The organism is uncultured Desulfovibrio sp., from assembly GCF_944324935.1.
Taxonomy (GTDB): Bacteria; Desulfobacterota; Desulfovibrionia; order Desulfovibrionales; family Desulfovibrionaceae; genus Desulfovibrio.
On record NZ_CALUYG010000015.1, the window covers coordinates 1 to 26,160 of the forward strand.

Sequence of the window (26,160 nt, forward strand, 5' to 3'; positions counted from 1 at the left end):
GTCTGGGCATTCCTGCCTGGCCAATCCGCGCACTCCCCTTCTCCATCCAAAACAGGCAGCAAATAGTGTTAACAGGACCTAGGACAGACGGTTGCGGAAGTCCTCGTAGCCGAAGGCATGCAGCAGGCGGAAGTCCCCGTCAGACCGGAGCAGGCCGATGCCGGGCAGGCGCAGACCGTTGAAAGTGGTGGTCTTGACCATGCTGTAAATGGCCATGTCGCAGAAGATGAGGCGCTGGCCCACGGCAAGCGGCGCGGCAAAGCTGTAGTCGCCGATGACGTCGCCCGCCAGACAGGACTTGCCCGCCAGACGGCAGGTCCAGGCCTTTTCGCCGGCCTCGCCTGCCTGCGCGAGCTCGCCCGCTTCCCGCGCCAGCACGCGGGGCCGGTAGGGCATCTCCAGCACATCGGGCATGTGGCAGGCGGCGGAGGTGTCCAGGATGGCGATGGGCATGTCCGCCTCCACCACGTCCAGCACCGTGGCCGTCAGCCAGCCCGCGTCCAGGGCCACGGCCTCGCCGGGTTCCAGATAGATTTGCGCGCCGTAGGTGCGCTCCATGCTGTCGATGCAGCGGCAGAGCAGGTCCACGTCGTAGTCCGCGCGGGTGATATGGTGGCCGCCGCCGAAGTTGATCCAGCGGCACTGGGCAAGCTGCGCGCCGAAATGGCGTTCCACGGCCTGCAACGTGCGCTCCAGCGCGTCCGCGCCCTGTTCGCAGAGCGTGTGGAAGTGCAGACCGGAGATGCCGTCCGGCAGGCGTTCGGGCATGTGGCGCGGCCGGATGCCGAGACGCGAGCCCGGCGAGCAGGGATTGTAGATGGCCACCGCCCCCTCGGAATGTTCGGGATTGACGCGCAGGCCGCATGCGACAGGGCGGCCGCTTTGCCGGCTGTAGGCCTGTATGCGCGGCCGGAAATGCTCCCACTGGGCCAGCGAGTTGAAGACGATGTGATCGGCCAGCGGCAGGAGCTCGTCCATGTCCGCATCCGACCAGCCCGCGGCAAAGGCGTGGACCTCGCCGCCGAATTCTTCCCGGCCGAGGCGGGCCTCGTCCACGGAGCTCGCGCAGGTCCCGTACAGCGGCCCGTGTCCGCCTCTGGCGGCGTCCCGGCTGAGCAGCGGGAAGGTGGCCCAGGCGGCATAGCCCTTGAGGGCCAGCAGGATACGGGCGTGCGTGCGCTCCTGCACGCTGTTCAGGATGGCGGCATTGGCCAGCAGGCGGGCTTCATCCAGGACGAAGCAGGGGGAGGGGACGCGGGCCGGATCAAGCAGGGGAAGCAGATGGTTCATGCGCTGTACTCGGAAGGAAAAACGGTCGGAAAAAGGGAGAGGCGCAACGCCCCTCCCTCGGTTGACGATACTGGCGACAGGTTTTAGTCCACGTCCACGCACTGCCAGGGCAGGCCGTAGACGTTGAGATCGGCCATGAAGGGATCGGGGTCGAACTGTTCCATGTTCCAGACGCCGGGCTTGCGCCACTTGCCGGTGACGATCATCTTGGCGCCGATCATGGCGGGCACGCCGGTGGTGTAGGAGATGGCCTGCGAGCCCACCTCCCGGTAGCATTCCTCATGGTCGCAGATGTTGTAGATGTAGACGGTCTTTTCCTTGCCGTCCCTGACGCCGCGCATGACGTCGCCGATGCAGGTCTTGCCCCTGGTCAGCGGGCCGAGGGAGGCCGGGTCGGGCAAAAGCTTGCTCAGGAACTGGATGGGCACGATGTCCATGCCGTTGTAGTTCACGGGGTCGATGCGGGTCATGCCCACGTTGCCCAGCACCTTGAGATGGTTCAGATAGTTCTCGGAGAAGGTCATCCAGAAGCGGGCGCGCTTGATGCCCTTGAGGTTCCGCACGAGGGATTCCAGCTCCTCATGGTACATGAGGAAACATTTTTTCGGCCCGATGCCGTCCGGGAAATCGTAGGTCATGCTCCAGGCCAGCGGGTCGGTCTCCACCCATTCGCCGCGTTCCCAGTAGCGGCCGCGCGCGGTCACTTCGCGGATGTTGATCTCCGGGTTGAAGTTGGTGGCGAAGGGCTGGCCGTGATCGCCCGCGTTGCAGTCGATGATGTCCAGCACATGCACTTCATCCAGCTTGTGCTTCATCACCCAGGCCGCAAAGACGTTGGTCACGCCGGGGTCGAAGCCCGAACCGAGCAGGGCCGTCAGCCCCGCCTCGCGGAAGCGTTCCTGATAGGCCCACTGCCATTTGTATTCGAATTTCGCCGTATCCAGTGGTTCGTAATTGGCCGTGTCCATATAGTGGACGCCGCATTCGAGGCAGGCATCCATGATGTGCAGATCCTGATAGGGCAGGGCGATGTTGCAGACCACTTCCGGCTTGACGTCGCGGATGAGGCTGCACAGCTCGGGCACGTTGTCGGCATCCACCTTCGCCGTGGCGATGTCCACGCCGAAACGGTTCTTCACCGATGCGGCGATGTCGTCGCACCGCGACCTGGTACGGCTGGCAAGGGTGATCTTGCCGAAAACGCCTTCAGCCCTGGCTGCCTGCGCCACCTTGTGCGCCACAACGCTGCCGACGCCCCCGGCGCCGATGATCAGAATGTCCGCCATGATGTCTCCTTTTGCGGTAAAGGGCCCGTCGGGCCTCGTCCAGAACAGGATGCGCCCAATCAGGTGCGCGTGTCGTTCACATAGCCTGAAGCGGGCGCAAGGTAAAGGGCGGCGCGGGCCGTGGCCGGCGTTTTTTCCGTGACGCTCTTGGCGTGCCCATGTCTTATGACGGGCCTCCATGATCCTCCGACACGCGGTGCAAAAGGGGAAAGGCAATCCATGGTGGAGCAAATCGTTTTTACCGTTCTGGACGTGGAACAAGGGTGCGGGGATATTGACGCGATGCTGGGACTTTTTTAGGGTAACGAAAACGTGGATATAGGGGGTAGCCATGCGAGTTCCCGTCTTGTCAGCTCCTCTCTCTCTCTCTCTCTCTCTACAGTAAGTCGGTTACTGTTGATGGAGGAGTGCTATGGCGCTTTCCATCAACACTAACGGCATGGCCCGTCAGGCGGCGCGGCAACTCAACGCCCACTACGACAAGGTGGCCGACTCCACGCGCCGCCTTTCCAGTGGCCTGCGCGTGGAACGGGCGGCGGACGATGCGGCGGGACTGGCCATCCGTGAACTCATGCGGGCGGATATCCGGGCCTTGGGGCAGGGCGCACGCAACGCCAATGACGCCATTTCCATGATCCAGACGGCGGACTGCGCTCTGGCCGTTATCGACGAAAAGCTCATCCGCATGAAGGAACTGGCCGAACAGGCGGCCACAGGCACGTATGACTCCACGCAACGCCTGATCATTGATTCCGAATTCCAGCAGATGGCGTCTGAGATAGATCGCATCGCCAAGGCCACGGATTTCAACGGCGTGAAGCTGCTGGACGGTTCGCTTTCCGGGCGGCATGACGGTTCTGGGCGCGGAAGCGAGGACGGCCTCTCGTCCACCGGCGCGCTCAAGGTGCATTTCGGCACGGCCAACGACAGCGCTGAGGACTACTACTATGTGGAGATTGGCGACTGTACATTATCGGGGTTGGGGTTGAGGGATGGCGTGTGGCAGGGCTATAAAGGATACGGCAACGTTCCCTCCATCAATGAAGTCATAGGCAATGCCTATGGAGGCGGGAATACCTATGGCGGAGAGATCATCAACCAGAACAATACTGTCATGTATGCGCCATTGGCTGAGGCCGTGCTGATCATCCCTGCCGGATTACAAAATGTGACCTTGGACCTTGGTGCCATTATTGGAGGCGACCCCAATCAGGTCAGGGGTCAAAATAGTCTCAATATTTTTACCCGTTCCGGAGAGCACATCGCGGGCGTTCCCATCGCAGACTGGAACGTACAATCCCGGCAGGAACATGGGCCGGATACCCAACCGGAAGATGTGCTCACTGCGGAAAATGGATTTGCGGAAGGCGCGACATACGATGCGACAAAGCTTAATGGCAATGGCAAACCTGTGACAAATTATAATATGCTCACAGGCGTCATGACGTATTTTACTGTCAATGGTATGCATATGGGCTATTCTGGCGATGGAGAAGTCCATACCACAACGATGGTAGGAACGCATGAGAAAATAGTAATTGAAACCGTTACTGAAGACCTGATCCTTGTTCTGGGAGGATTTAGAGGCTATAGTTTTACGGCAACTTGGCAACTTCCGGCGGCAGCCGATGTGGCTGCCGCCGGAGGCGGGGGCGACGGCTCCATCGTCTGCATCAAAACTCAGGAGCTTGCCCAGAAAGCCCTGCCGCGCCTTGATCGGGCTATCGTCAGAAAAGACAGCGTGCGTGCGCATTTGGGGGCCATGCAGAACCGCCTGGAAAATACCGTCACGAACCTCAATATTCAGGCCGAGAACCTGCAAAATGCCGAATCCCGCATCTCCGACGTGGACGTGGCCACGGAGATGACGACGTTCGTCCGTAATCAGGTGCTGACCCAGTCCGCTGTCTCCCTGCTGGCGCAGGCCAACGCCTTTCCGCATATGTTATTGCGGCTTTTGCAGGAGTAGCTGGGGATGCCGTGCGGGCTTTTTGCCGCCGCCGGGCTGCGTTTTCAGAAGGATATGGGGAAACATCCGCCGTTCGGCAGCGGAAAGGGATCCCTTTCCGGCAGGCTCAGGCGAGGCCGTCCGGCTGGTAGGGCAGGCGTTCCAGCGGCACGCCGCGGGCGATGTCGGCCAGGGCGGCGTCGGCCTGCGCGCGCATGTGCGGCGAGAAGACGAGCTTGATCAGGGCCTCCTTGCGGTCAAGGACCGTGAAATAGGCCACGTTCTCGTACGCTTCCAGCAGAAAGCGGAAAAGAGCCGTCTGTTCGGCGGGAAGCCGCAGATAGAGCGCCGCGCTCTCACGGGCCGGGGGGAGGACGGCGGAGCGGTCGCGGCGACGCCGCAGGGACGGCGGGAGAGCGGCGTCGGCCATCAGTATATCCCGAAAAAGCGCGCTCCGGCCACCAGCAGCATGGCGAAGATGATGGTGCCGAAAAAGCTTTTGGTTTTCCAGGCCACCAGCAGCGAGGGCAGGGCGGCCACAAGGTAGAGGTTCCCCGGGGTGGGGTCGAACGTGTCGTTGTAATAGAATATCTGCGAAGCGAGCAGGGCCGCCATGACCGACACGGGCACGAAGGAGAGCCAGTGCCTGAGCAGGGGCGGCAGTTTCTCCGCCCGCAGGTACATGACCGGGAGGACGCGGGGGATGGCCGTCACCAGCGTACAGCCGATGATGCACCAGACGAGTTCGGCATGCTGGGCAAGAAAGTTCATGCGCGAGCCTCCCCGGACGGGCGGCACTCCCGTCGGAGCAGGCAGGTCCCCGCGCAGGCGGCCAGAACGGTGGCCATGACCACGTTCCACTGGCCCATGCCGGCGATCTTGAAGCCAAGGGAAAGCACGCCGGCCAGCAGGGCCACCAGCACATGCAGGCGGCTCACGCACTGCGGCACCAGCAGGGCGAGGAACATGGCCGTCAGGGCATAGTCGAGGCCCAGCGGGCGGACATCCGTCACCAGTTCGCCGCAAAAGACGCCCAGAGCCGTGCCGCCGACCCAGGCGCTGTGGGCCGTAAGATTGCAGGCGTACAGCGTGCCCGCGGCAAGCTGCCAGCCTTTCTGGAACGCGCCGATGTGCACGCCGAACGTCTCGTCCGTGAGCTCGCAGCCGAAAAGGAAACGCTGCCAGCGCGCGAGCGGGGCAAGATATTCCGCCAGCGCCGCGGACATGAGCAGATGGCGCAGATTGACCACGAAGACCGCCACCACCACCGATGCCGCCCCGACGCCCGCGCCCCAGAGACCGGCAATGACGAACTGTCCCGAGCCGGCAAAGAGCAGCACGGACATGATCACCGCCAGCGAGGGCGGTATCTGACTCTTGACGGCGAGCACGCCAAAGGCGAAACCTACGGGCACATAGCCGAGAACGATGGGCAGGGCTCGGCGCACGCCGGCGCTGATGGGGGATGGCATAGAACCTCCTGCGGGCAGGGGGCCCGCAATGTGCGAATCCCCTTGATAGCGCTTTCGTCCGCCACTGGCAAGGATGCCATGCGGCAATATGCCCAGGGAGCAACGGCGTATGGAAGATGTCTCGCGGCAGCGCTCGCTGGCTGCCCTTTCTCTCTTGTGTTTCGCGCTGGCCGACGTCCGGGACGGGCTCGGCCCCTTTTTCGGCGTGTACCTGCAAAGCCACGGCTGGACGCCCGACGCCATCGGCTATGTGATGACGCTGGGCGGCCTCATGGGCGTGGCGGCAGCCTCGCCGATGGGGGCGCTTGTGGACGCCACGCGCAACAAGCGGCCTCTGCTGGCCGTGGTGGTCCTGGGCATCGTGCTGGCCGCCGTGGCCGTCTTCCTGTCTCCCCTGCCGCTGGTGGCCGGGGCCAGCCAGATCACGCAGGGTCTGCTGGCGGCGGCCGTGGCGCCGCTCATCAGCGCGCTGAGTCTGGGGCTCGTGGGACAGGCGGGACTGCCTGCCCGGCTGGGCCGCAACGAGGCGTGGAATCACGTGGGCAATACCGCCAGCGGGATGCTGGGCGCTGCGGTAGGCTGGCTTTACGGCATCGGCGGCGTGCTGCTGGTCATGGCGGGCATGGGGCTGCTCTCTCTGCTGGCGGTGCGGGGCATACGCCCCCAGCACATCGACTACGCCGCGGCACGCGGGCTGGAAAGGAATATCCTCGCCAAGGGCGGGGAGCACGGCGCGGGCCCGGCCCCCTCGCGCCTGAGTTTGCTGTTTGGCGACAAGGCGCTGCTCTGCACCGGCGGGATCATGCTGTTCTTCCATCTGGGCAATGCCGCCATGCTGCCGTTGCTCGGGCAATCCGCCGTCGCTCATTTTGGCGTGGATGCCGCCGTGTATACGGCATGTACCGTGCTGGTGGCCCAGGGCACCATGATCCTGACCGCGCTCTGGGCCGCCTGGCTCGCCCCGCGCCGAGGCTACGGCCCGGCCCTGCTCTGTGCCCTGATCGCCCTGCCCATACGCGGCCTCATTGCCGGATTCTGGCAAAGCCCGTGGAATATCGTGCCCGTGCAGATCCTGGATGGCGTGGGGGCCGGCATCATGGGCGTGGTGACGCCGGGGCTGGTCGCCCTGCTGCTGCGCGGCAGCGGGCACATCAACCTCGGTTTGGGCATGGTGATGACGCTGCAGGGCGTCGGTGCAGCCTTCAGCGCGACCTGGGGCGGCGTCGTGGCTTCGGAGTACGGATACGGCATGGCCTTTCTGGCGCTGGCCGTCGCACCGTGCATCGCCCTTGGGCTGATGCTGGCGGGCCTGCACCGCCTTCCGCGCCTGCGGGAGGCGCTGTCGCCTCAGCCTGGCAGCCGCACGCTTGCCTAAGGGCGGAACACGACATATACTCTATGGACGATGGCACTCTGAAGCAAAAGGCAGGAGCATATGTCTGAAAATGCGGAACCGGTCGGTGGCATAGGTGCGCTTACGGGAACGGGCATGACGGGAGCCGCGGGGTATTTCCAGCAGGCCCCCGCTACCGCCGTGCGCGGGCGTTCTCCCTACCAGTCCTCCGGCAACGGCAAGGGGGACGCAGCGCAGGACGCCGGCTTTGGCGAGGCGATGGGCGACAGTCTTGAGCTTTCGCCCGAAGCGGAACAGCAGCTCAGGGAGTTGAAACAGCGGGATGCCGAGGTGCGCGCCCATGAGCGCGCGCACATGGCCGCGGCCGGCCAGCATGCCATCGGCGGCGCGCAGTACACCTATCAGGTCGGACCGGACGGGCGGCGTTACGCCATCGGCGGGCATGTCAACATCGATACGTCTTCGGTGCCTGACGACCCGGAAGCCTCCGAAGAAAAGGCGCAGCAGGTTCGTCGTGCCGCGCTCGCGCCCGGCGATCCTTCCGCTCAGGATATGCAGGTGGCCGCCCAGGCCGCCCAGATGGAAGCTGAGGCCCGGGTGGACTCCCGGGAAGAGGATCAGGAAGCCGGCCGCAACGGCGGCGCGGGCGGAGATGCCGCCGGCGCGGTGGATCCCCTCACCGGCAGCCTGGCGGCAGCCCCCAATGTGAGCATGGCCTCGCCCGCAGGGACGGCCGGCTCCCGTCCGGTCGCCGATCCTTCGGACATCGTGACGGAGCGGAGCTCCCGGCGACAGGCCGTCCAGGCCTATGAAAGCGCGAGCCTGGGCTTTCCCGCAGCAGGAGAGCTGCCGCGCGCGGCAGCGCCCTCGGGCGACGGCAGCTCGTGGCGGATGACCGCTGACGGAATGTTTGCCGCCTACAGCAGCAGCGGCAGCCAGACAGCGCCCGGGCAGGCGGTCGGTCGTGCGGAAACGTTCTGGTCAGGCACGAGCCCGCAACGCGCCGTGCGCGCCTACGCCGGACAGGATGCCGGCGCGGGTTTCAGCGCGTCGGCCAATGTCGCCGGTTCTCTCTTTTCCTTTGCTGTCTGAGCCGGCAGGTCCGCACGGAGGGGTTTCGGCCCGTCCCCTTGACCGGGGGCGGGCCTTTTTGCGGGCGGCGGAGCAAAAAAACGGCCGGCCTGCGTCGCCGTATCCGCCCCATGTGCACGATACCGTATGGACGGACTTTTCCCGCCGTATGCACCGGGATGGGCGATCGGTTCGCACGGCGCCTCACGGGGCAGTCCGGGGCAGACCGGGGGCGGCACGGCAGGCCGGGGAGGGCTGTTTGCGCGGCCTGTGGAGATACGGCTGCTGAGGGGCAGGCCACGGCCAGCCAGGGACACTACCGGCCAGGGGCGGCCAGACGAAAAGAGGCAAGGCCGAAGCTTCGGCCTTGCCTCTTCTTCCCGCAGGGCGGGAAGTCCGCCGGGCATGATGCCCTCCATGACCGGCGGGATATGTGTCGGCAGCGGTGCGCTAATAAACGACGCTGTAGTTCATAACTTCAGGACGGTGGAAAACGAATTCCACGCGCCGGTTGGCGGCCCTGCTGGCTTCATCAATGCCGGGCTTGTAGGGGCGGGTATCGCCGTAGCAGATCCCCCGCAGCGTCGTCGGCTTGATGCCCTGCGTGGTCAGATAGTGCAGCGCGGCGGCGGCGCGGGCTCCCGAGAGTTCCCAGCCCGAGGGGTAGTTGGGCTGAGCTTCGGCGGAGTCGGCATGCCCGCGCACCACAAGGTACAGATTGTACTCGCGCAGAATCTTCATCACGCTGCCGAGCACCTTGACTCCCTGGGGAGAAAGCGTCGCCGATCCGGGCTGGAACATGGCGTCCGAGTTGACCCGCAGCTGCACGCCCACGTCATCGGCGCTGATGCCCGAGGCGCTTTGCGGGATGGCATCGGCCATGAGCATCTGCTGTAATTTCTGGGCAATGGCGATATGCGATTTTTCATTCTCCGAAATGCGGAGCGAATCGGTACTGATGCGCGCCGTATTCTGCAGGAAGGGATTGTTGGAGACCGGCGACGTGGCGCTGGAATCGTACTGAAGCTCCCCCTTGAAGTAGGCGGCCAGCCCGGCCTTGGTCTCCGGGGTGACGGTGCTCAGCACCCACAGGAGCAGAAAAAAGGCCATCATGGCGGTCACAAAGTCCGCGTAGGCAACTTTCCATGCACCAGCCATTATATCCTCCTTGAAAGACTCGCCGTCCGTGCGCGGGGCTTAGGCGCTGCGCAGCCGTTCTTCCATTTCCGCGAAGCGGGGACGGAAGGGATAGGGAATGGCGCGGCGGCCGTATTCCACGGCAATGAGCGGCGTAGCGCCGCGGATGGCGGCGGAGACGGCTTCCTTGACGGCATTGAAATAGAAATGCTCCTCGGAAACGTAGTTCTCCAGCTTGGAGCCCATGGGGCCGAACAGGCCGTAGCAGGAAAGGATACCGATGAAGGTCCCTACCAGAGCGGCGGCGATGTAGTGACCGAGCACTTCCGGCGGTTCGTTGATGTTGCCCATGGCGAGCACCACGCCGAGCACGCAGGCCACGATACCCATGCCCGGCATGGACTCGGCCATGTGCGTGATGGCATGGGCGGGCAGCAGCCCTTCACCCTGCATGGTACGCATGTCCACGTCCATGAGGCTGTTGATGTCGGCCGGGTCGCCCGTGGTCAGGTAGACGCGCAGGGTGTCGCCGATGAAGTTGACCAGGGTCGTATTTTTGGAGATGCCGGGATATTTGCTGAAAATGGGGCTGGATTCCGGCTTTTCCACGTCGCTTTCCACGCTGATCACGCCTTCACGATGCATCTTGGTGAAGAGCGTGTACAGCAGGGCCAGCGTATCCAGATAGCGTTCCTTGCTCGAACCGGGGTCGGAAAAAAGGTTCTTCAGGCTCTTGGTGATGAGCTTGAAGGTGTATTTGGTCTGCGACCCGAAAAACGCACCCAGCCCGCAGCCAAGGATGATGATGAGCTCGGCGGGCTGAAAAAGGACGGACCATTCCCCGTGCGCTACCGTATAGCCCACAATCACGGAGGAAAAAACGACGATGAGGCCTATCAGAAGATACATACAGTCCCACCAGCGCCGGCGACGATGCCGGGTTTAGCTGCCCGGAACGATTTCCGGAAAAAAGTCCCATACTTTAAGCATAACGCCCGGAGAAGAAAAATCTTTAGCCTTCTTCGGGCATATTGTCTATCTGCCCAGAATGCCGCGCATCAGTCCGCCTGCGTCCCGGATCGTCTTGTCGATGGCGCTGCCTGCGCTCCTGGCCGTCTGGCCGGCGGTCTTGCCGGCCTGCGCGCCGCCATCCAGCAGCTTGCCCGGCAGGCCGGCGGCCATGCGCTCAAGAAAGCGCGGATCCACCGTATAGGAAAGATGATCGAACGGGCCGTCCACGATGACCGGGATGGTCAGCCCCAGGGTGTGGACGTCAGCCGTGGCGTGCAGATGCCGGCGGGGCAGACTGGCGCTGGCCTGGCCGCTGGCGTTGAGGCCGTCGGCGCTGGCCACGATGGGCTTTGCCGTCACTTCGCCCTGCCGGATGACGAAGGGGACCTGCACCCGGTCGATTCTGTTGGGGATGGCGCCGCTCACGCCCGGGATGTCGCGGGGCAGGGCGGAAAGGGCTTGCTGGTGCAGGTCGCGCACATCCAGCGTCCCCTTGCCGTCCAGGGAGGCCAGCAGCTTTTCGCTGTTTTCGCCGGCGGCGTTCAGATCCGCCGTGAGCGAGGCCCTGCCTTCGGCGGGGCGTCCCTTGCCCAGCATGGCGGTAAGCCCTCCGATGTCCAGCGCATCAGCCGCGATGTCCAGCCCGTATCGCCGTTGCGGCAGATCGAAGGCGCCGTTGGCGTGGATGTCTCCGCCGCTCAGGAGCCGGCAGCGGAGATCCTGGAGCTGATAGCGGCCTTTTTCGCCCCGCAGGCGCAGCGCGAGCCCACGGACGCCCTTTTCCCCGTACCGGAGGCTGTCGGCGCTCAGGCTGAGATCCAGCGAGGGCAGCGCCGGGAGCGGGGCGGGGCTGTCCGCCACCCGTTCCGTCGGGCGTTTCGTCGCGTGTCCGTCCGGGACGGCAGCCGTCCCCCCGGCGGCGGAGGCGGCCTTTTCGGGCAGATAGCGTTCAAGAGCGACATCGCCGAGATGCAGTGTGCCGCGTATGTCCGGCACGGGCCGCAGCGCGATCGCCAGCGAGCCTTCCAGACGCGTCTTGTCCAGCGAGGCCTTGAGCTGGCGCAGGGTCAGCCGGTCGGGCGCACATTCGAGGCCTGTGGAAAGTTCGAGTCTGTCCTCCCCCTGCTGCGGCAGACGTATGCCCCAGAGGGCGGCCAGGGCGCGCGGCGCGGTCGTGAGCGACAGGGTCCCGGCAAAATGCAGGGCGTTCAGGTCGGCTTCGCCGGAGAGTTCCGCATGGCTGGCGGCCCAGGACAGGACCATGTCCTGGAGCCGGAGCTTCCGGGTGGCGAAGTCCAGGGCGGCCTCTCCCCGCAGGGCCAGCGGCCCGAGGCCTGCCGGCACGGGGCCGGTTTGCGGGGCCAGGCCAAGTTGCAGATCCCGTACGGTGAGGGTGGGGGCGCAATAGCGCACCGAGGCCTTGAAGGCAAAGCTGCCGGAGAGCTCTTCTCCCCTCTGCGTGAGCGTGTAGGAAAAGCCGGTGTCCGCCAGCATGTCCGCGTGGCGACGCACGTTTTGCAGGTCCAGATACAGATCGGCGAGGGTGAGCCGGTCGCCGGCGGCATCCGTCAGGCTGATGCAGGCCCTTTCCACCCGCACCTTGCCCAGTTCCAGCGGCAGGACGTCCGACGGGACCCCGGCGACAGCGTCTGCCGGCGGCCGGGCGTCCGGCGCTTCGCCGGCCGCTGCCGGAGGCGTCCCGGTGGCGGGCGCGTGCAGGGCGATCGACAGCGCGGGCTCGGTCAGCACGATCTCTTCCACCACGATGCGCCCGGAGAACAGGGGAGACAGGGCCACGCGGGCATGCCCGCCGGCGGCGCTGACGGCAAGACTCTTGTCGGGCTGCTCCCGCTGCCAGGCCAGCCTGCCGAAGTCAACGCCCAGCGGGAAAAGCGAGAGGCGCGGCGGATCGGTGAAGGTCACCGGCGCGCCCGTGGCCGTATCGACGGCATCGGAGATGGTCGAGGCCACGAAGCCGGTATCGACCCGGGTCAGCACAAAGATGCCTGCCGCTGCCAGCAGCAGGAGGACGAGGACGAGACCGAGCAGAAGGCGTTTCATGGCAAGCTCCCTTGAGCGGCCGCGGCACGGCGGGTGGGGCATGGGCTCCCGGCGGCGGGGCCGCCGGGAGGGATGGCGGCAAGGTGACCAGAGATGGCGGCGGACAGTACCTACAGGTTGGCGGCGTACCAGTCGCCGGCCAGGCGCAGCCCGCGGCGGACGTCCACCTGAGGATCATAGCCCAGCAGGGTTCTGGCCCGGCTGATGTCGGCCAGCGAGTGGCGCACGTCCCCGGCGCGGAAATCGCGGTGGACCGCCTCGGCGCCGGCAGCTTCCGGCTTGTGGCGGGAGACCTCCTCCCGGATGAGGGCGAAGAGCTCATTGAGCGTCGTCCGCTGCCCGAAGGCCACATTGTAGATCTTGTTGCGGGCCTCGTCCCCGGCGAAGCTCGCCAGCAGATTGGCCTGGACCACATTGTCGATGTAGCAGAAATCGCGGCTGGTCTCGCCGTCGCCGTTGACGTAGACGGTCTCGCCCTTGAGCAGGCTGGCGAACCACTGCGGGATGACCGCGGCATATGCGCCGTACGGGTCCTGCCGCTGCCCGAAGACGTTGAAATAGCGCAGGCCGATGGTGGTGAAGCCGTAGCAGGCGGCAAACACGTCGGCATAGAGCTCGTTGACGTATTTGGTGACGGCATAGGGGGAGAGGGGGCGGCCTATCTTGTCCTCGACCTTGGGCAGCTCGGGCGAATCGCCGTAGGTCGAGGAGGAGGCGGCGTAGACGAAGCTCTTCACGCCCGCATCCCTGGCCGCCAGAAGCATGTTGAGCTGGCCGTCGATGTTGCAGCTGTTGGAGAGCAGCGGATCGTCGATGGAGCGGGGCACCGAACCGAGCGCGGCCTCATGCAGCACATGGTCCACGCCCTCGCAGACCGCCCGGCAGGTGTCGAGATCGCGGATGTCGCCTTCCACGAAGCGGAAGCGGCTCCACTGTTCCGGGCCCACGGCCTCGCGCACCATGTCCAGGTTTTTCTGGTAGCCGGTAAGGAAGTTGTCCAGTCCGACCACGGTCTGGCCCAGCTTCAGGAGCCGTTCCAGAAGGTTGGACCCGATGAAGCCCGCCACGCCGGTCACGAGCCAGCGGGAGGGGCGTGCCTTCATATCGTCGCAAAGCGTATCCCATGTCTGCATATCGTACATCCTTTTTTGCCGGGGAAAGCCTCCCGGGAGGCAAGCATTTTACGATGGAGGGCGGCGGCTGTCAAAACTTCCGGGAGGAGGGCGGCGGTTTTCCCTTTTCAGGCGTGCGCCTTGCTGGTATACCCTGAAAAAAAGCGCCTGGAGACAGGCTCGAGGGATTGCTCATGAAAATTGTTGTGCTTGGTAATCAGGCCCGTTCCGTGGCCAGTTTCTGGAGCGTGCTCATGCGCCGCATGCGGGGGGCCGGACATGAGGTGATCTGCATGGTGCCGGCGGGCGATGTGGCCACCGAAGGCCGGCTTGCCGCGCTGGGCGCCTGTCCGCCGGATGCGCCCGGCTTCCCGAAGGCGCCGGCCCTGCGCATCGTCAACTATCCGCTGGACCGCAAGGGGCTCAATCCGCTGTGGGATGCCGCCACCTTCGCCTCCCTGTGCAAAACCTTCCTGCGGGAAAAGCCGGATCTGCTCTTCGCCACCACCATCAAGCCGGTCATCTACGGCTGTATGGCTGCCCGCCTTGCCGGCGTGGATCACATTTACGCCACCATCACCGGGCTGGGCTACGCCTTTGAGGCCGACAGCCGCCTCAAGCGCTGCGTGAACAGGCTGAGCGTCTCCCTCTACCGCCGCGCCCTGAAGGATGTGGAAGGGGTCTTCTTCCAGAACAGGGACGACCTGGACGTCTTCCGCACGGCGGGCATCCTCGGGCCCCGGGCCCGGGTGCTCATGGCCCGCGGCGGCACAGGCGTGGATACGCACCGCTTCGCCGAAGCGCCCCTGCCGCCCCTGCCCGCCGACGACACGCCGCCCGAAGCGCGCCGCATCGTCTTCCTTCTGGTGGCGCGGCTGCTTGAAGCCAAGGGCCTGCGGGAATATGCCGCGGCGGCCCGTCTGCTCAAGAGCAAGTACCCCGCGGCGGAATTCCGCCTGCTGGGCCCGGCCGAGCAGGGCGTGGGCAGCGTGAGCGAACGCCTCGTCCGCCAGTGGGAGGATCGCTGCGGCATCACCTATCTCGGCCAGGCCACCGACGTGCGTCCGCATCTGGCCGAAGCGCATGTGCTGGTGCTGCCGTCCTGGCGTGAGGGCACGCCCACGGCCATCATGGAAGGCATGAGCATGGGCCGCCCCGCGGTGGTGACCGACGTGCCCGGCTGCCGCGAAGTGGTGACCGACGGCGTCAACGGCAGGCTGTGCCGTCTGCGCGACGCGGCCTCACTGGCCGCGGGCATGGAGCATTTCCTCCTGAATCCGCAGGATATCGCCGTCATGGGACGGAAGGGGCGGCAGCTGGCCTGCGACGAGTTCGACGCCACGGTGGTCGCCCGCCGCATCCTGGACGACATGCGCGTGCCGCAGCCGTCCGCCCGTCTGGATGAGATTCGGTAAAAGGAGACATCATGGTCAGTCGTTATCGCATGGCCTTGTTGCAATGCATGGACCTGCTCTGCATCCTTGTGGCGCTGGGCGTGGTCGGCGTGCTTGCCATCGACCCGGAGCTGAGCGTTTTTGACGACTACACCGGCGCCTCCCTGTTCACCATCTTCTTTTACATGCTGTTCTTCTATATTCTGGATGCCTACAGCGTGGGCGTCGAGGATTTCCGGGACAGCGTGGTACGGGTGATCCTGGCGGGGGTGCTGGCCATCATTTCGTCCGCGACATCCTCCTATGTCTTTGATCACTGGCGTTTCGACCGGGCGAGCACTGGGCTGCTCTTCCTGTTGTCCATGCTCTTCTGTCTGGGCTGGCGTCTGTTCTATTACCGCAATACGGACAAGCTCACCTTCCAGATGCGGGTGCTGCTCGTGGGGGTGGACCGCGCGGGCAAGGTGCGTCAGCTCCTGGCCGAGGGCCTGCCCACGGCGCGCATCATCGGCTATGTGGGCGAACCGGATATGGACCCGGACGCCGGCCCTTGCCTGGGGGCGTCGTATGATGTGCTGAACATCGCCCGCGAGCGCCGGGCGACCACCATCCTGCTGCTGCCGGACGCCCCCATCGACGACGACATCGCGCACGACCTGCTGGAAGCCAAGCTGCGCGGGAGCATGGTGGTGGACATCCGTTCGTTTTACGAGCATGTGGTGCAGCGTCTGCCCATCTCGCAGATCAACGACGAATGGCTGCTCCAGACCGAGGGCTTCTCGCTGAACACCCGCGGTTCCCTGCGGCGTCTGAAGCGGGCCTTCGACGTGCTGATCTCGCTGGCGCTGCTCGTGCCGGCCGCGCCGGTCATGGCGCTGACGGCCCTCCTGATCCGCCTGGAATCGCCCGGGCCGGTCATCTACCGGCAGGACCGCGTGGGCCTGCATGAGCGGGAATTCACGGTCTACAAGTTCCGCTCCATGCGGGCGGACGCCGAAAAGAACGGCGCCGTCTGGGCCAGCGCCAACGACAGCCGCGTCACCCGTGTGGGCAAGTTCATCCGCAAGGTCCGCATCGACGAGCTGCCGCAGATCTGGAACATCCTCAAGGGGGACATGAGCTTCATCGGGCCACGCCCGGAGCGTATGGCCTTCGTGAGGCAGCTCAAGGAGCACATCCCCTATTACAGCCTGCGGCATACGGTGAAGCCGGGCCTCACGGGCTGGGCGCAGGTCTGCTATCCCTATGGCGCGTCGGAAGAGGATTCGCGGCGCAAGCTGGAATACGACCTGTATTATGTCAAGAACATGTCCATCCTGCTGGACATCCACATCATCTTCAAGACCGTGGGGGTGGTGCTCTTCCCCAAGGGAGCACGCTGAGCCCGCCATGTGCCCGCCTCCGCAAGGGAGGCGGGCGCTTTTTCTCCCCTGCCCTCCGCCGCGGCCCCGCGCCGGGCAGGCTGAGGGCTTTTGATGCGGCAGCCGGCTGCCGCGCGCATGACGCAAGGGCGTTTTGCCATTGGCGAAGGGCGAGACGCGAGGCGGCGGCCCCGCGCCGCCCGGTCCGGCGTAAGCGGGAAGCCGCGTTTTCCCCGCGAAAGACGGACCGTAAGATTTGAGACGCAACGCGTTTCAAACGGAAAATGCTCAAGGACGGAACATGGCATCGCACCTCTCCGCGGCAGCGGAACCTTCGGCAACTTCTCTGCCCATCGGGCTCTTTGATTCCGGCATCGGCGGCCTGACCGTCCTGCGGGCCATCAGCGCGCGCCTGCCACAGGAGAGCCTGCTCTACCTGGGGGACACCGCGCGCCTGCCCTACGGGACCAAGAGCCGGGAGACCATCATCCGGTATACGCTCAAGGCCGCACAGAAACTGGTGGACTGCGGCGTGAAGATGCTGGTCGTCGCCTGCAATACCGCCACGAGCGCCGCCCTGACGACCCTGCGCGAGCACTTTGCCCCGCTGCCGGTGCTGGGCGTCATCGAGCCGGGCGCGCGGGCCGCCGTGGCCGCGACGCGCAACCGGCACATCGCCGTCATCGGGACGGAGGCCACCATCGCCGACGGCGCCTATCAGAAGGCCATAACCCGCCTGCTGCCCGATGCGTCGGTACTGGGGCGGCCCTGCACGCTCTTTGTCTCCCTGGCCGAGGAGGGCTGGCTGAGCGGGCCCGTGGCGGAAGGCACGGCGCATCGCTATCTGGACGATCTCTTCCAGCCGGCGGTGACCGCCTCCCGGCCGGACACGCTCGTGCTGGGCTGCACGCATTTCCCGTTGTTTGCCGGCGTGCTGCAGCAGGTGGTCGGCGAAACGGTGCACATCGTGGACTCGGCCGCCACCACGGCCGAGGCGGTGGAAAGCGAGCTGCTCCGTCTGGGGCTGGCCCGGCAGGCCGGGTCCGGCACGACGGGCGAACGGCGCTTTATGACCACGGACAACCGCAACCGCTTCGTACGCACGGCCAGCATCTTTCTGGGGCGGCCGCTGCATCACGCCGAGGTGGAGCTCGTCAATCTGTAGGGCCGCCGGAGAGACAGGCGTGCTCCTGCCCGCAAGCATCCCTCCGGCATGGGGCGTCGTGTCGGAGGGCGGGACACGGCGGCAACGCCCGGGGCGTGGGCGGGCCAGAGCCCCGGGGGCGGCACATCCGTCCGGCGACTGCCCCCAGGCCTTCTTCGCGGCGGCGTGTGGATACGCTGCCCGTGCGGCACGCGGCGTACGACGCTTTTCCCGGGGAGGGGCGGCATGCCGGAACGCCGGAGCGGACGCGTCGGCAAGGCCCGAAGGCGAGCCTTTCTCGCGGGCGTGTGACGGACCGGCGGGCAAAGGGGCCGCCGTGAGCCCTTTTTTGCGACAAGTGCCGGATGATGCGGCGTTTTTGGGTTGACAGGCAGGGGAAGGCTTCCGTACAACAACACAGTCCGACATCAAGGGGCCATCGCCCCAAATTCCTCTTTTGGAGAGTGTGTATCATGACGAAAGCTGAGCTTGTTGAAAAAGTGTATGCCAAGGCCGGGCTGCCTACCAAGGCCAAGGCCGAAGAAGCTCTGGATGCGGTCATTGCTTCCCTGCGTGAAGCCCTGGCGGCCGGCGAATCCGTGACCTTCACCGGTTTCGGCAGCTTCAAGGTTGTGGAGCGCGCTGCTCGCAAGGGGCGGAATCCGCGTTCCGGCGACGAGATCACCATCCCCGCCGGCAAGGTGGCCAAATTCACGCCCGGCAAGGGCCTCAAGGACGCCATCAAGTAACCATTGCACATGCGGGCAGAAACGGCGTCCGTCTGCCGGCAGGCGCCTTTTTGTCCTCTCGCTGTGGAGGGGTGGCAGAGCGGTTTATTGCGGCGGTCTTGAAAACCGCTGAAGGTTCGCGCCTTCCGGGGGTTCAAATCCCTCCCCCTCCGCCATGTCTGCGTGCCTCGCCATGAGGCGTCATCGTCCGCACAGCGGGAAGCTGCGCGGATTTTTTTGTCTCCATCCACATGCTCAGGGGCAGCTCCGCACAGCGGCAGCATCCCGCGGCGGGCCGGCCCCGGGCGTCAGCCGGGCCGACGTCCCTTTCCTGTGCCGTCCAGCTGCCCGGCGGGGAAAAAAACTCCCCTCCGCAATGGCGGAGGGGAGGGGCGTGCATCCGCTTTCGATGGCCGGAGGGCTGACGGGAAACGCTGTGCGCGGCTGTCTTACTCGCTCTTCATCTTCTCAATGAGTTCGTTGAGTTTCTGAGCCTCTTCGGCCATGGCATTGACGGAGTGGGCGGCCTCCTCCATGGCGGCGGCATTCTGCCCGGCGACCTGGTTGATGTCGGCAATGGAGCGGTTGATCTCCTCGCTGGTGGCGGACTGCTGTTCGCTGGCGGCGGCGATGGCGCGCACCTGATCCGCGGCGCTTTCGGCCAGCTGGACGATCTCCTGCAGGGCGTTGCCCGAGCGTCCGGCAAGCTCGGTGGCCATATTGACGCCATCCACCGAGATCTCCACCTGTTTGATGGATTGGTTCGTACTTTTCTGGATGGCGTTGATGGCGTTGCCCACTTCCGAGGTGGAGGCCATGGTTTTTTCGGCCAGCTTGCGCACTTCATCAGCCACTACGGCGAAGCCCCGGCCGGCTTCGCCGGCGCGGGCCGCTTCGATGGCGGCATTGAGGGCCAGCAGATTGGTCTGATCGGCGATGTCGGAGATGACGCTCATTATCTGGGTGATGGCCGCGGCATTCTGGCCGAGCGTGGACATATCCTCCTTGAGCGTCAGAGACATGTCGCGCAGCGACTCGATGCTGCGGACGACCTCGCTGACGATGCCCGCTCCTTCCTCGGCCTTGTGGCGCATATTTTCCGAAGCTTCGGCGGCGCTGCCGGCATTCCGGGCCACCTCAAGCACGGTGGCGTTCATTTCGTTCATGGCGGTGGCCGTCTCCGACGCCCTGTCCGCCTGATGCTTTGCGCCGGCGGAGGACTGGGCGATCTGCCCGGAGAGATGCCCTGCCGTGGCATTGATGATGCCGGTCGAGGCTTCCAGATGCTGCGCGGCTTCCATCATGCCTTCACGACGGGCATTTTCGGCCTTGCGCCGGGCCTCCTCCGCCTTGCGGGTGGCCTCTTCGGCCAGAGCGGTATGGCGCTGCGCTTCCTCGGTCTTCTGTTTGGCTTCGCCGATAAGGCGGCCCAGTGAGCCGATCATGCTGGCGATGCTGTCATGCAGATGGGCAAGTTCGCCGAAGAAATGGCATCCCTCCACCCGGGCATCCAGATCTCCCGCGGCGACCTCCTGGGCATTGTGCACCAGCGCATTGAGCGGACGCACGATGGAACGGACGATGAGCAGCGCAACGATGAGCATGAGCAGGGCGACCGCGACGGCAATGAGGCTCACCCGCTGCATGGCCGTGTTGCTGCGCTCGTTGATCTCCTGCACCGATTGCAGGGCGACGACTTTCCAGCCGGATTGCGTGGTGAGGATGTTGGCCATGTAGGGCGTGCCCTTCACGTCCACATCCGCGACGCCGTTGGGCACGCGCATGATGGCCTCAAGGGCGGGCGTGCGGACGTCCTTGCCGATGACCTTGCCGACCAGCTCTTCTTCCAGCGGATTGCAGATAATGCGGCCGGAGTCCTCGATGATCAGGAAAAAGCCCGTCCTGCCGAAGTTCATTTCCGCCACGCGGTGCGACAGCTCGGCAAGAGAGATGTCGATGCCGACCACGCCGGTAAGGCGTCCCTGTGCATCGAGCAGTTTATGAGTGACGGCGACCACCATTTCCCCGGTCACGGAAAAGTACGCCGGCGCAAGACCGGACTTTTCCGTGGCGGCGGCGCGGCGGCGATACCATTCCTTGGTGCTGAGGTCATGGTGGGGAGGGATCTTCATGTCGTCGCAGCTGCTGGCGTAGCTGCCGTCGGCGAATCCCACATAGATCTCAAGATAATCGGGGTTGGCGCGACCGACGCGTAACAGGGTCTCGGTCAGTTCCTGCGCTTTGGGCGAGAGCTCGCTTTGCCGGTAGCGGCTTTCCTGGGGATTGTCCACAAAACGGGGAAAGATGTCCTTGGCCTCGGCCAGGCCGGGCAGTTCGGCGACGATCTGTGCGTTATGGCTGGCGGCATTGACGAAGCTGCTGATGCTCTGATCCATGAGCCGCAGTTGCTGCCCCGACGCCGTGATGAAATAGCCGCGAGCGTCCTCGCGCATCTGCCAGCCAGCATAGCCGATGACGCAGGCGGCGACGATGGCGATGCTGCACAGAAACCCAAGGGTGATACGAAGTTTGATAGTCATGGTCTCCATCCCACAAGAAAGTGCGCGGCCTCCCTCGAGCCGGCAGCATGGGCCGACAGAAGGAAGTCCGTGTGCATTATCGGTCTTTCTTCAATAATCTTTAGGAGGTGGAAGAAAAAAAGATGCGGGCGGAGAAGTCTGTTTGAGGAGACGTCGAACATCGTTTTCTCCTCTGTCAGCGGGGAACCCGCCGGGGTGAGCAGGGTGCGGAACGGGGAGCGCGGCCGGTTCGCTGCCGCGCGGCGACCGGCCGTGGGGAAGGTGCGGCGAGGGGAAGCCGGAGAAGGGACGGCTTCACGCAGGCGCAGCAGTATGGTACCCGGAGCCGGGCTTGAACCGGCACAGCCAGAGGCCGAGGGATTTTAAGTCCCTTGTGTCTACCAATTCCACCATCCGGGCACAACGGTCAGGACGCGGCAGGGGCGTCAGGGTCGGGGGCCTCCAGAACGGAGGGCGGTTCCGCTGCCTCCTCCGTGGCCGGAGCCTCGAGCTCCGGGACGGGCCACAGCGGCGCGGAGGACACCGTGCGGGCCGGCAGATGCTGCGGGGCGCGCTCGGGCAGCAGGCGTTCTTCTTCGCGCCAGCTGCCGGCCTCCAGCCAGTAAAGATGCTGCACGGACAGATCTTTCTTGAGGAACAGCAGGTTGCCGCGCACGGCCTGCGGCAGCAGCGCGGCCAGCTCCTGGGCCAGCTTGCGGAAAATATAGAGTTTTTGTGCCTCAAAGGCGCACTGCACAAGCAGGATGTCGCCGGTGGGCGTAAAGTCCACATGCGCCGCGCCCGCCTGCTGCAGGAGTTCGTCCAGCCGGGGGACGAACAGCGCCTCGACGTCCTGAAGTTCCTCGTAGGTCAGGATATCCCCGTAGATGAACCGCCCGAACATTTCACATTGATATCTGCCCATGCTACGACCTCGTCATTTTTATACGGGAAAAGGCGGCGGCTGGCAATGGCCGCCGGGGCGGCGGCTGCGCCGCGCTCGACGCGTCGCGGTTTTTTCCGTAAGATGCCCCTCTACCCGGCGGGAGAGGCGCACTGTCCGTCCTTTCCCTTCTTGGATCCGTACAGGAGGAAAAACATATGCCGCAATGGCTCATCCTGGGATTTTGTCGTCTGTGGAAAGCCGGGCTTTCGCCCATCATGCCGGGAACCTGTGGTACGGCGGTAGCCTGCCTGCTGGCGCCGTGGCTCTTTTTGCCCCTCTCGCCGTGGGGTCGCATATTGCTGTTGCTCATCCTGTTCGTGCTGGGGAGCCTTGCCGCGTCCCGCGCGGAAGTGTTGCTGGGGCGCAGCGATCCCGGCGAGGTGGTCATCGACGAGCTGGTGGGAGTATGGCTGGTGCTGCTGCCCTTTGCCTACGATGCGGAGCGAATCCCGTGGCCGCTGCTCTTTCTGGCCTTCCTCCTCTTCCGCATCTTCGACATGCTCAAGCCCGGCCCTGTCCGCGCTTCGGAACACTGGCTGCCCGGCGGCTGGGGAGTAATGCTGGATGACGTGGTGGCCGGCGTCCTGGCCATGCTCTGCCTGTGTGTGCTGTACAGCTTTTTGGGCGAGCGGCTCCTCTGAGTCCGGGGACCTGCCCCCGCTGCCGTAACAGAAACCGGGCCATCAGATGATGATGGCCCGTTTCGTATCGTCCAGGAAGAGATCGGGGTCACTGCCGCGGGGCGGCCGGAGCATCGTCCTCGACCGCATCCGGGGCCTGCGGATCAAAGTCGATGACGCGGCCCTGCAGCCAGACGTAGGCGTCGATCTCGTCGCCGGCCTTGGGTTCATAGTCTCCCAGCACCATTTTGGAGGCGTAGACCGGCAGGAGCATGGGCTCACGTTCATCAAAGGGAAAGCGAAGGTACATGAGCGTGATGGGCATCTGTTCAAGCTGGCCCTGACGCACCTCTTCCACTTCCCCGCGTATCTGGTATTCGCAGAACCGGCGGCCCGGCATGATCATACGGCGACCCTTCATGCTCACCTTGAGCGGCGGCACGTCCAGCCGGCCCGTACCGGGATGGGCGGCCAGCCAGTCGGCGGCATAGGCTTCATACTGCGGGCCCTGGGTGATGGTCACGTCGTCCAGCAGAGCCTTACGCACGGCAAAGCACAGGCCGGCCAGCGTAAAGGTGTGGGTGATGCCGGGGGTGAGGTCGTCCTTGTCCCGGAGATAGAGGGGATCATAAAGCCACATGGGGTTCTTCCCCTCGATCATGGACACGGCCACATCCGCGCCGCAGCCGTTTTCCCAGGGATGCACGTTCTCCACGGTCAGGTCGTTGGGCTGGCCTTCCAGCAGGGGAACGGCATCGCAGGGGCGCAGCTGGCCGCCTTCCTCTTCGGCCCGCATGAGCACCGAGGCCCGCAGCGATTCTTCGCGCGGCCAGGCCATGAGGACATATTCCTTGCCGCTGCGTTTCCACTGCCAGGAGGGGCGGGTCCCCCCTTCATGCAGCACGGTGCTGATGACCTGCGGCATGAGCGCGGCGGGATTGCGGCCCAGCACCACGGCCCAGGCGTCGCCCAGGCCTTCGGCATGGGTGCGGTTGGCGCCGCTGACGATGGCCTGCACCTGTTCCGGCGTTAGTTCGGGATGCTCGGCATCCAGCGGCTGCAGCGCTTCCGCGTCCTCGCGTGCGGGCTGCGCCGTTTCGGGCGACGGGGCGGCCTCGACTTTCTCGGCCTTTTTGGCTTTCTTGCCCTTGTCGGCCTTCTCGCTCTTGTCCGCCTTGCCGGTCTTTTCCGCGGCGCTCTTCTTTTCCTTGTCGGATTTTTCGGCCTTGGGAGCTTTCTTTTTCTTTTCTTCCACGGGCTGCTCAGTGTTTTCGCTTTTCTTGGGCATAGATTTCCCCGTTCTTTCCGCCGCAGCGAAAGGGGCGCGGGATCGGCCTGCCGTCCCGCGCCGTTATCTGCTCATGGGCCTACTGGCCGCGCCGGTCTCCCCGGTCACCGCGGCCGCCACGGCCGTGCCGGTCGCCCCGATCGCCCCGGTCGCCGCGACTGCGCTGCGGGCGGGCGGTCTCCTCGGGGTTCCAGGGGTGGCCCTGCTCTTCCAGCAGGACGGCCTTGCGGCTGGCGCGGATGCGGTCGCCGTTGATCTCGATGACCTTGACCACCATGTCTTCACCGATACGGGCGACGTCGCCGGGCTGTTCCACGCGGTTCACGTCAAGCTGGGAAACATGGACAAGAGCCTCCACATTGGGCAGCACTTCCACGATGGCGCCGATCTCCATGATCTTCTTGACCTTGGCGGTATAGTTCTTGCCCAGTTCCGGCCGCTGGTCGTAATAGCTGATCATTTCCCGCGCCTTGTCCAGCGCATCGGCCGTGGGAGCGAAGATGGACACGCGGCCCGAATCCTCGATGTCCACGGAAGCGCCGGTGGCCGTGGTGATGGCCTTGATGTTTTTGCCGCCGGGGCCGATGATCAGGCGGATGATGTCGGGATTGACATAGAGCTCCGCGTGCTGCGGCGCATAGCGCGAAAGTTCCTTGCGCGGCTCGGCGATGACCTTGGCCATTTCGCCGAGGATGTGCAGGCGGCCTTCATGGGCCTGCTGCATGGCCTGGCGCATGATCTCCGTGGTCAGGCCGGTGATCTTGATGTCCATCTGTACGCCGGTGACGCCTTCGGCCGTGCCGGCGATCTTGAAGTCCATGTCGCCGAGGGCGTCCTCGTCACCGAGGATGTCGGTCAGCACGATGAACTTGTCGCCTTCCTTGATGAGGCCCATGGCCACGCCGGCCACGGGAGCGCTGATCGGCACGCCCGCATCCATGAGCGAGAGCGAACCGCCGCAGACCGCCGCCATGGAGGAGGAGCCGTTGGACTCCACGGTCTCGGCCACCACGCGCAGGGTGAAGGGGAAGTCCGCATCAGCGGGCAGTACGGGGCGCAGGGACTTTTCGGCCAGCGCGCCGTGGCCGATCTCCCGGCGGGAGACGCGAACGGGCTTGACCTCGCCCACGCTGAAAGGCGGGAAGTTGTAGTGCAGCATGAAACGCTTGGTGACGTCGCCGTTGAGGCCGTCCATGCGCTGCTCGTCCGTGGAGGAGCCCAGGGTGGTCACGACGAGCGACTTGGTCTCGCCGCGCCGGAAGAGGGCCGAGCCGTGCGCCCGGGGCAGCAGGCCGGTCTGGATCTGGATGGGGCGTACGGTCCTGGTGTCGCGTCCGTCGATGCGGATGCCTTCATTGACGATGCGGGCGCGGACGATGGTCTTTTCCAGCGCGCCGAGGATGTCGCCCACTTCGCGCAGTTCGTCGCTCTCAGCCCAGGCAGGATCCGTCTTGAGGGCGTCCATGACCTTGTCCTTCACGGCCTTGCGGGCATCCTTGCGGGCCAGCTTGTCAGGCACGCGCAAGGCGGCTTCGATGCCGGCCTCGCGGGCGAGCTCCTCCACGCGGGCCACCAGCACGGGATTGTCGGCATGGGGGGTGAAGGGCATCTTTTCCTTGCCCGCCAGCTCGCGCAGCTTGAGCTGTGCCGCGATGAGCGGCTGGATCTCCTTGCGGCCCCATTCCAGCGCGTCGATGATGACGTCCTCGGGCACGAAACGGGCCTCGCCTTCCACCATGGTCAGGGCGTCGGCCGAGGCGGCGAAGACGATGTTCAGATCGCTTTTTTCCTGTTCCGCGTAGGTGGGATTGAGCACGAACTGTCCGTCGATACGGCCGATGCGGCCGCCGGCCACCGGTCCCTCAAAGGGCAGCGGCGAGAGCAGCACCGCGGCCGAGGCCCCGCTCAGAGCCAGCACGTCGGGCTCGTTTTCCGGGTCGGCGGAGATGACGCTGGCCAGCACCTGCACATCTTCGTTGAGGCCCTTGGGAAAGAGCGGGCGGATGGGGCGGTCGATGAGGCGGGAGACGAGGGTCTCCCGTTCCGAGGGGCGGCCGATCTCGCGGCGGAAGAAGCTGCCGGGGATGCGGCCGGCGGCGTACATCTTTTCGGAATATTCCACCGTCAGCGGGAAAAAGCCCTTGTCGCTCTCCAGCGGCTGCGAGCAGACGGTGACCAGCACCACCGTGCCGCCGCACTGCACCCAGACGGCCCCGTGAGCCTGATTGGCCAGACGGCCCGTTTCAAAAATGATTTCCTTGCCGCCGACCGTGGCGGTGACGCGGGTCGGATTGAACATATCGGACATGGTGTTTCCTTGATGAAGGGGATTCCGCCAAAAACCGGCCCGACCTGGGCGTGCCGGCTTTTCCCGGACCCCCCTTCCTGCGTTATGCCCCGTCGCGGGGCGTTTTCTCC

20 protein-coding genes, 2 tRNA genes and 2 pseudogenes are annotated in these 26,160 nt (G+C 65.1%); 10 read left to right on the forward strand and 14 right to left on the reverse strand.

The features are described from left to right. Positions 1-78: 78 nt before the first annotated feature. Complete coding sequence (nspC, locus tag Q0J54_RS04970) at positions 79-1,290, reverse strand: carboxynorspermidine decarboxylase (protein WP_296304339.1); 1,212 nt, start codon at positions 1,288-1,290, stop codon at positions 79-81. Positions 1,291-1,373: 83 nt separating this feature from the next. Further along, positions 1,374-2,576, reverse strand: a complete 1,203-nt coding sequence (locus Q0J54_RS04975; protein WP_296304340.1) for a saccharopine dehydrogenase family protein — start codon at positions 2,574-2,576, stop codon at positions 1,374-1,376. A gap of 412 nt (positions 2,577-2,988) precedes the next feature. Here Q0J54_RS04975 and Q0J54_RS04980 point away from each other — a divergent pair. Both Q0J54_RS04980 and Q0J54_RS04985 read left to right on the forward strand, forming a co-directional pair. Beyond that, a pseudogene (locus Q0J54_RS04980) lies at positions 2,989-3,564 on the forward strand (flagellin); the annotation flags it as partial. 684 nt (positions 3,565-4,248) lie between these two features. Next, positions 4,249-4,545, forward strand: a pseudogene (locus Q0J54_RS04985) (flagellin); the annotation flags it as partial. 106 nt (positions 4,546-4,651) lie between these two features. Here the strand turns inward: Q0J54_RS04985 and Q0J54_RS04990 are convergent. From Q0J54_RS04990 to Q0J54_RS05000, 3 genes are read right to left on the reverse strand one after another with little or no spacing between them, the layout of a single operon-like run. Continuing rightward, on the reverse strand, positions 4,652-4,954 hold the full coding sequence (locus Q0J54_RS04990; protein WP_296304341.1) for a DUF4911 domain-containing protein: 303 nt from the start codon (positions 4,952-4,954) through the stop codon (positions 4,652-4,654). Further along, complete coding sequence (locus Q0J54_RS04995) at positions 4,954-5,295, reverse strand: AzlD domain-containing protein (RefSeq protein WP_296304343.1); 342 nt, start codon at positions 5,293-5,295, stop codon at positions 4,954-4,956. Before Q0J54_RS04995 ends, Q0J54_RS04990 begins: the two co-directional genes overlap by 1 nt. Continuing rightward, a complete protein-coding gene (locus tag Q0J54_RS05000) occupies positions 5,292-5,996 on the reverse strand; it encodes an AzlC family ABC transporter permease (protein ID WP_296304344.1) in 705 nt (234 codons plus the stop codon). The genes Q0J54_RS04995 and Q0J54_RS05000 overlap by 4 nt, the downstream gene beginning before the upstream one ends. A 109-nt stretch (positions 5,997-6,105) precedes the next feature. Between Q0J54_RS05000 and Q0J54_RS05005 the strand changes: the two genes are divergently transcribed. Together Q0J54_RS05005 and Q0J54_RS05010 are read left to right on the forward strand one after the other, a co-directional pair. After that, positions 6,106-7,371: an MFS transporter gene (locus tag Q0J54_RS05005; RefSeq protein WP_296304345.1), complete on the forward strand. Its 1,266-nt coding sequence runs from the start codon at positions 6,106-6,108 to the stop codon at positions 7,369-7,371. 60 nt (positions 7,372-7,431) lie between these two features. Continuing rightward, positions 7,432-8,442: a putative metalloprotease CJM1_0395 family protein gene (locus Q0J54_RS05010; protein ID WP_296304347.1), complete on the forward strand. Its 1,011-nt coding sequence runs from the start codon at positions 7,432-7,434 to the stop codon at positions 8,440-8,442. A gap of 429 nt (positions 8,443-8,871) precedes the next feature. On the opposite strand, the gene Q0J54_RS05015 is transcribed toward Q0J54_RS05010, so the two are convergent. The 4 genes from Q0J54_RS05015 to Q0J54_RS05030 all read right to left on the reverse strand — a co-directional run bounded on the left by Q0J54_RS05015 (position 8,872) and on the right by Q0J54_RS05030 (position 13,763). After that, on the reverse strand, positions 8,872-9,579 hold the full coding sequence (locus tag Q0J54_RS05015) for a flagellar motor protein MotB (protein WP_296304349.1): 708 nt from the start codon (positions 9,577-9,579) through the stop codon (positions 8,872-8,874). A gap of 39 nt (positions 9,580-9,618) precedes the next feature. Beyond that, on the reverse strand, positions 9,619-10,467 hold the full coding sequence (motA, locus tag Q0J54_RS05020; RefSeq protein WP_296304351.1) for a flagellar motor stator protein MotA: 849 nt from the start codon (positions 10,465-10,467) through the stop codon (positions 9,619-9,621). 126 nt (positions 10,468-10,593) lie between these two features. Beyond that, positions 10,594-12,630 (reverse strand): AsmA family protein, encoded by a 2,037-nt coding sequence (locus Q0J54_RS05025; RefSeq protein ID WP_296304352.1) that lies wholly within the window; start codon positions 12,628-12,630, stop codon positions 10,594-10,596. A gap of 110 nt (positions 12,631-12,740) precedes the next feature. Continuing rightward, positions 12,741-13,763, reverse strand: coding sequence for an SDR family oxidoreductase (locus tag Q0J54_RS05030; RefSeq protein WP_296304353.1), 1,023 nt, complete (start codon positions 13,761-13,763; stop codon positions 12,741-12,743). Positions 13,764-13,936: 173 nt separating this feature from the next. Between Q0J54_RS05030 and Q0J54_RS05035 the strand changes: the two genes are divergently transcribed. The 5 genes from Q0J54_RS05035 (at position 13,937) to Q0J54_RS05055 (ending at position 18,545) form a co-directional block, all read left to right on the forward strand. After that, positions 13,937-15,157: a glycosyltransferase family 4 protein gene (locus Q0J54_RS05035; protein ID WP_296304354.1), complete on the forward strand. Its 1,221-nt coding sequence runs from the start codon at positions 13,937-13,939 to the stop codon at positions 15,155-15,157. An 11-nt stretch (positions 15,158-15,168) separates the two neighbouring features. Continuing rightward, on the forward strand, positions 15,169-16,518 hold the full coding sequence (locus Q0J54_RS05040) for a sugar transferase (protein ID WP_296304355.1): 1,350 nt from the start codon (positions 15,169-15,171) through the stop codon (positions 16,516-16,518). Positions 16,519-16,798: 280 nt separating this feature from the next. Next, entirely contained in the window at positions 16,799-17,662 is an 864-nt protein-coding gene (gene murI, locus Q0J54_RS05045; RefSeq protein WP_296304356.1) for a glutamate racemase, read from the forward strand. Positions 17,663-18,114: 452 nt separating this feature from the next. Then, a complete protein-coding gene (locus Q0J54_RS05050) occupies positions 18,115-18,390 on the forward strand; it encodes an HU family DNA-binding protein (protein WP_296304358.1) in 276 nt (91 codons plus the stop codon). A gap of 65 nt (positions 18,391-18,455) precedes the next feature. Next, positions 18,456-18,545 (forward strand) — tRNA-Ser (locus Q0J54_RS05055). A 273-nt stretch (positions 18,546-18,818) separates the two neighbouring features. On the opposite strand, the gene Q0J54_RS05060 is transcribed toward Q0J54_RS05055, so the two are convergent. The 3 genes from Q0J54_RS05060 to Q0J54_RS05070 all read right to left on the reverse strand — a co-directional run bounded on the left by Q0J54_RS05060 (position 18,819) and on the right by Q0J54_RS05070 (position 21,813). Next, complete coding sequence (locus Q0J54_RS05060; RefSeq protein ID WP_296304359.1) at positions 18,819-20,909, reverse strand: methyl-accepting chemotaxis protein; 2,091 nt, start codon at positions 20,907-20,909, stop codon at positions 18,819-18,821. A gap of 313 nt (positions 20,910-21,222) precedes the next feature. Further along, positions 21,223-21,308, reverse strand: a tRNA-Leu gene (locus tag Q0J54_RS05065). A gap of 7 nt (positions 21,309-21,315) precedes the next feature. Further along, the gene (locus Q0J54_RS05070) at positions 21,316-21,813 is read right to left on the reverse strand and encodes a hypothetical protein (protein WP_296304360.1); all 498 of its coding nucleotides are present in this window, start codon (positions 21,811-21,813) and stop codon (positions 21,316-21,318) included. 176 nt (positions 21,814-21,989) lie between these two features. Between Q0J54_RS05070 and Q0J54_RS05075 the strand changes: the two genes are divergently transcribed. Further along, positions 21,990-22,475, forward strand: a complete 486-nt coding sequence (locus tag Q0J54_RS05075; RefSeq protein ID WP_296304361.1) for a phosphatidylglycerophosphatase A — start codon at positions 21,990-21,992, stop codon at positions 22,473-22,475. Positions 22,476-22,563: 88 nt separating this feature from the next. Here Q0J54_RS05075 and Q0J54_RS05080 read toward each other — a convergent pair whose 3' ends face one another. Together Q0J54_RS05080 and pnp are read right to left on the reverse strand one after the other, a co-directional pair. Further along, entirely contained in the window at positions 22,564-23,742 is a 1,179-nt protein-coding gene (locus Q0J54_RS05080) for a hypothetical protein (protein ID WP_296304362.1), read from the reverse strand. A gap of 79 nt (positions 23,743-23,821) precedes the next feature. Beyond that, complete coding sequence (gene pnp / locus Q0J54_RS05085) at positions 23,822-26,050, reverse strand: polyribonucleotide nucleotidyltransferase (protein ID WP_296304364.1); 2,229 nt, start codon at positions 26,048-26,050, stop codon at positions 23,822-23,824. Between the last annotated feature and the right edge of the window lie 110 nt (positions 26,051-26,160).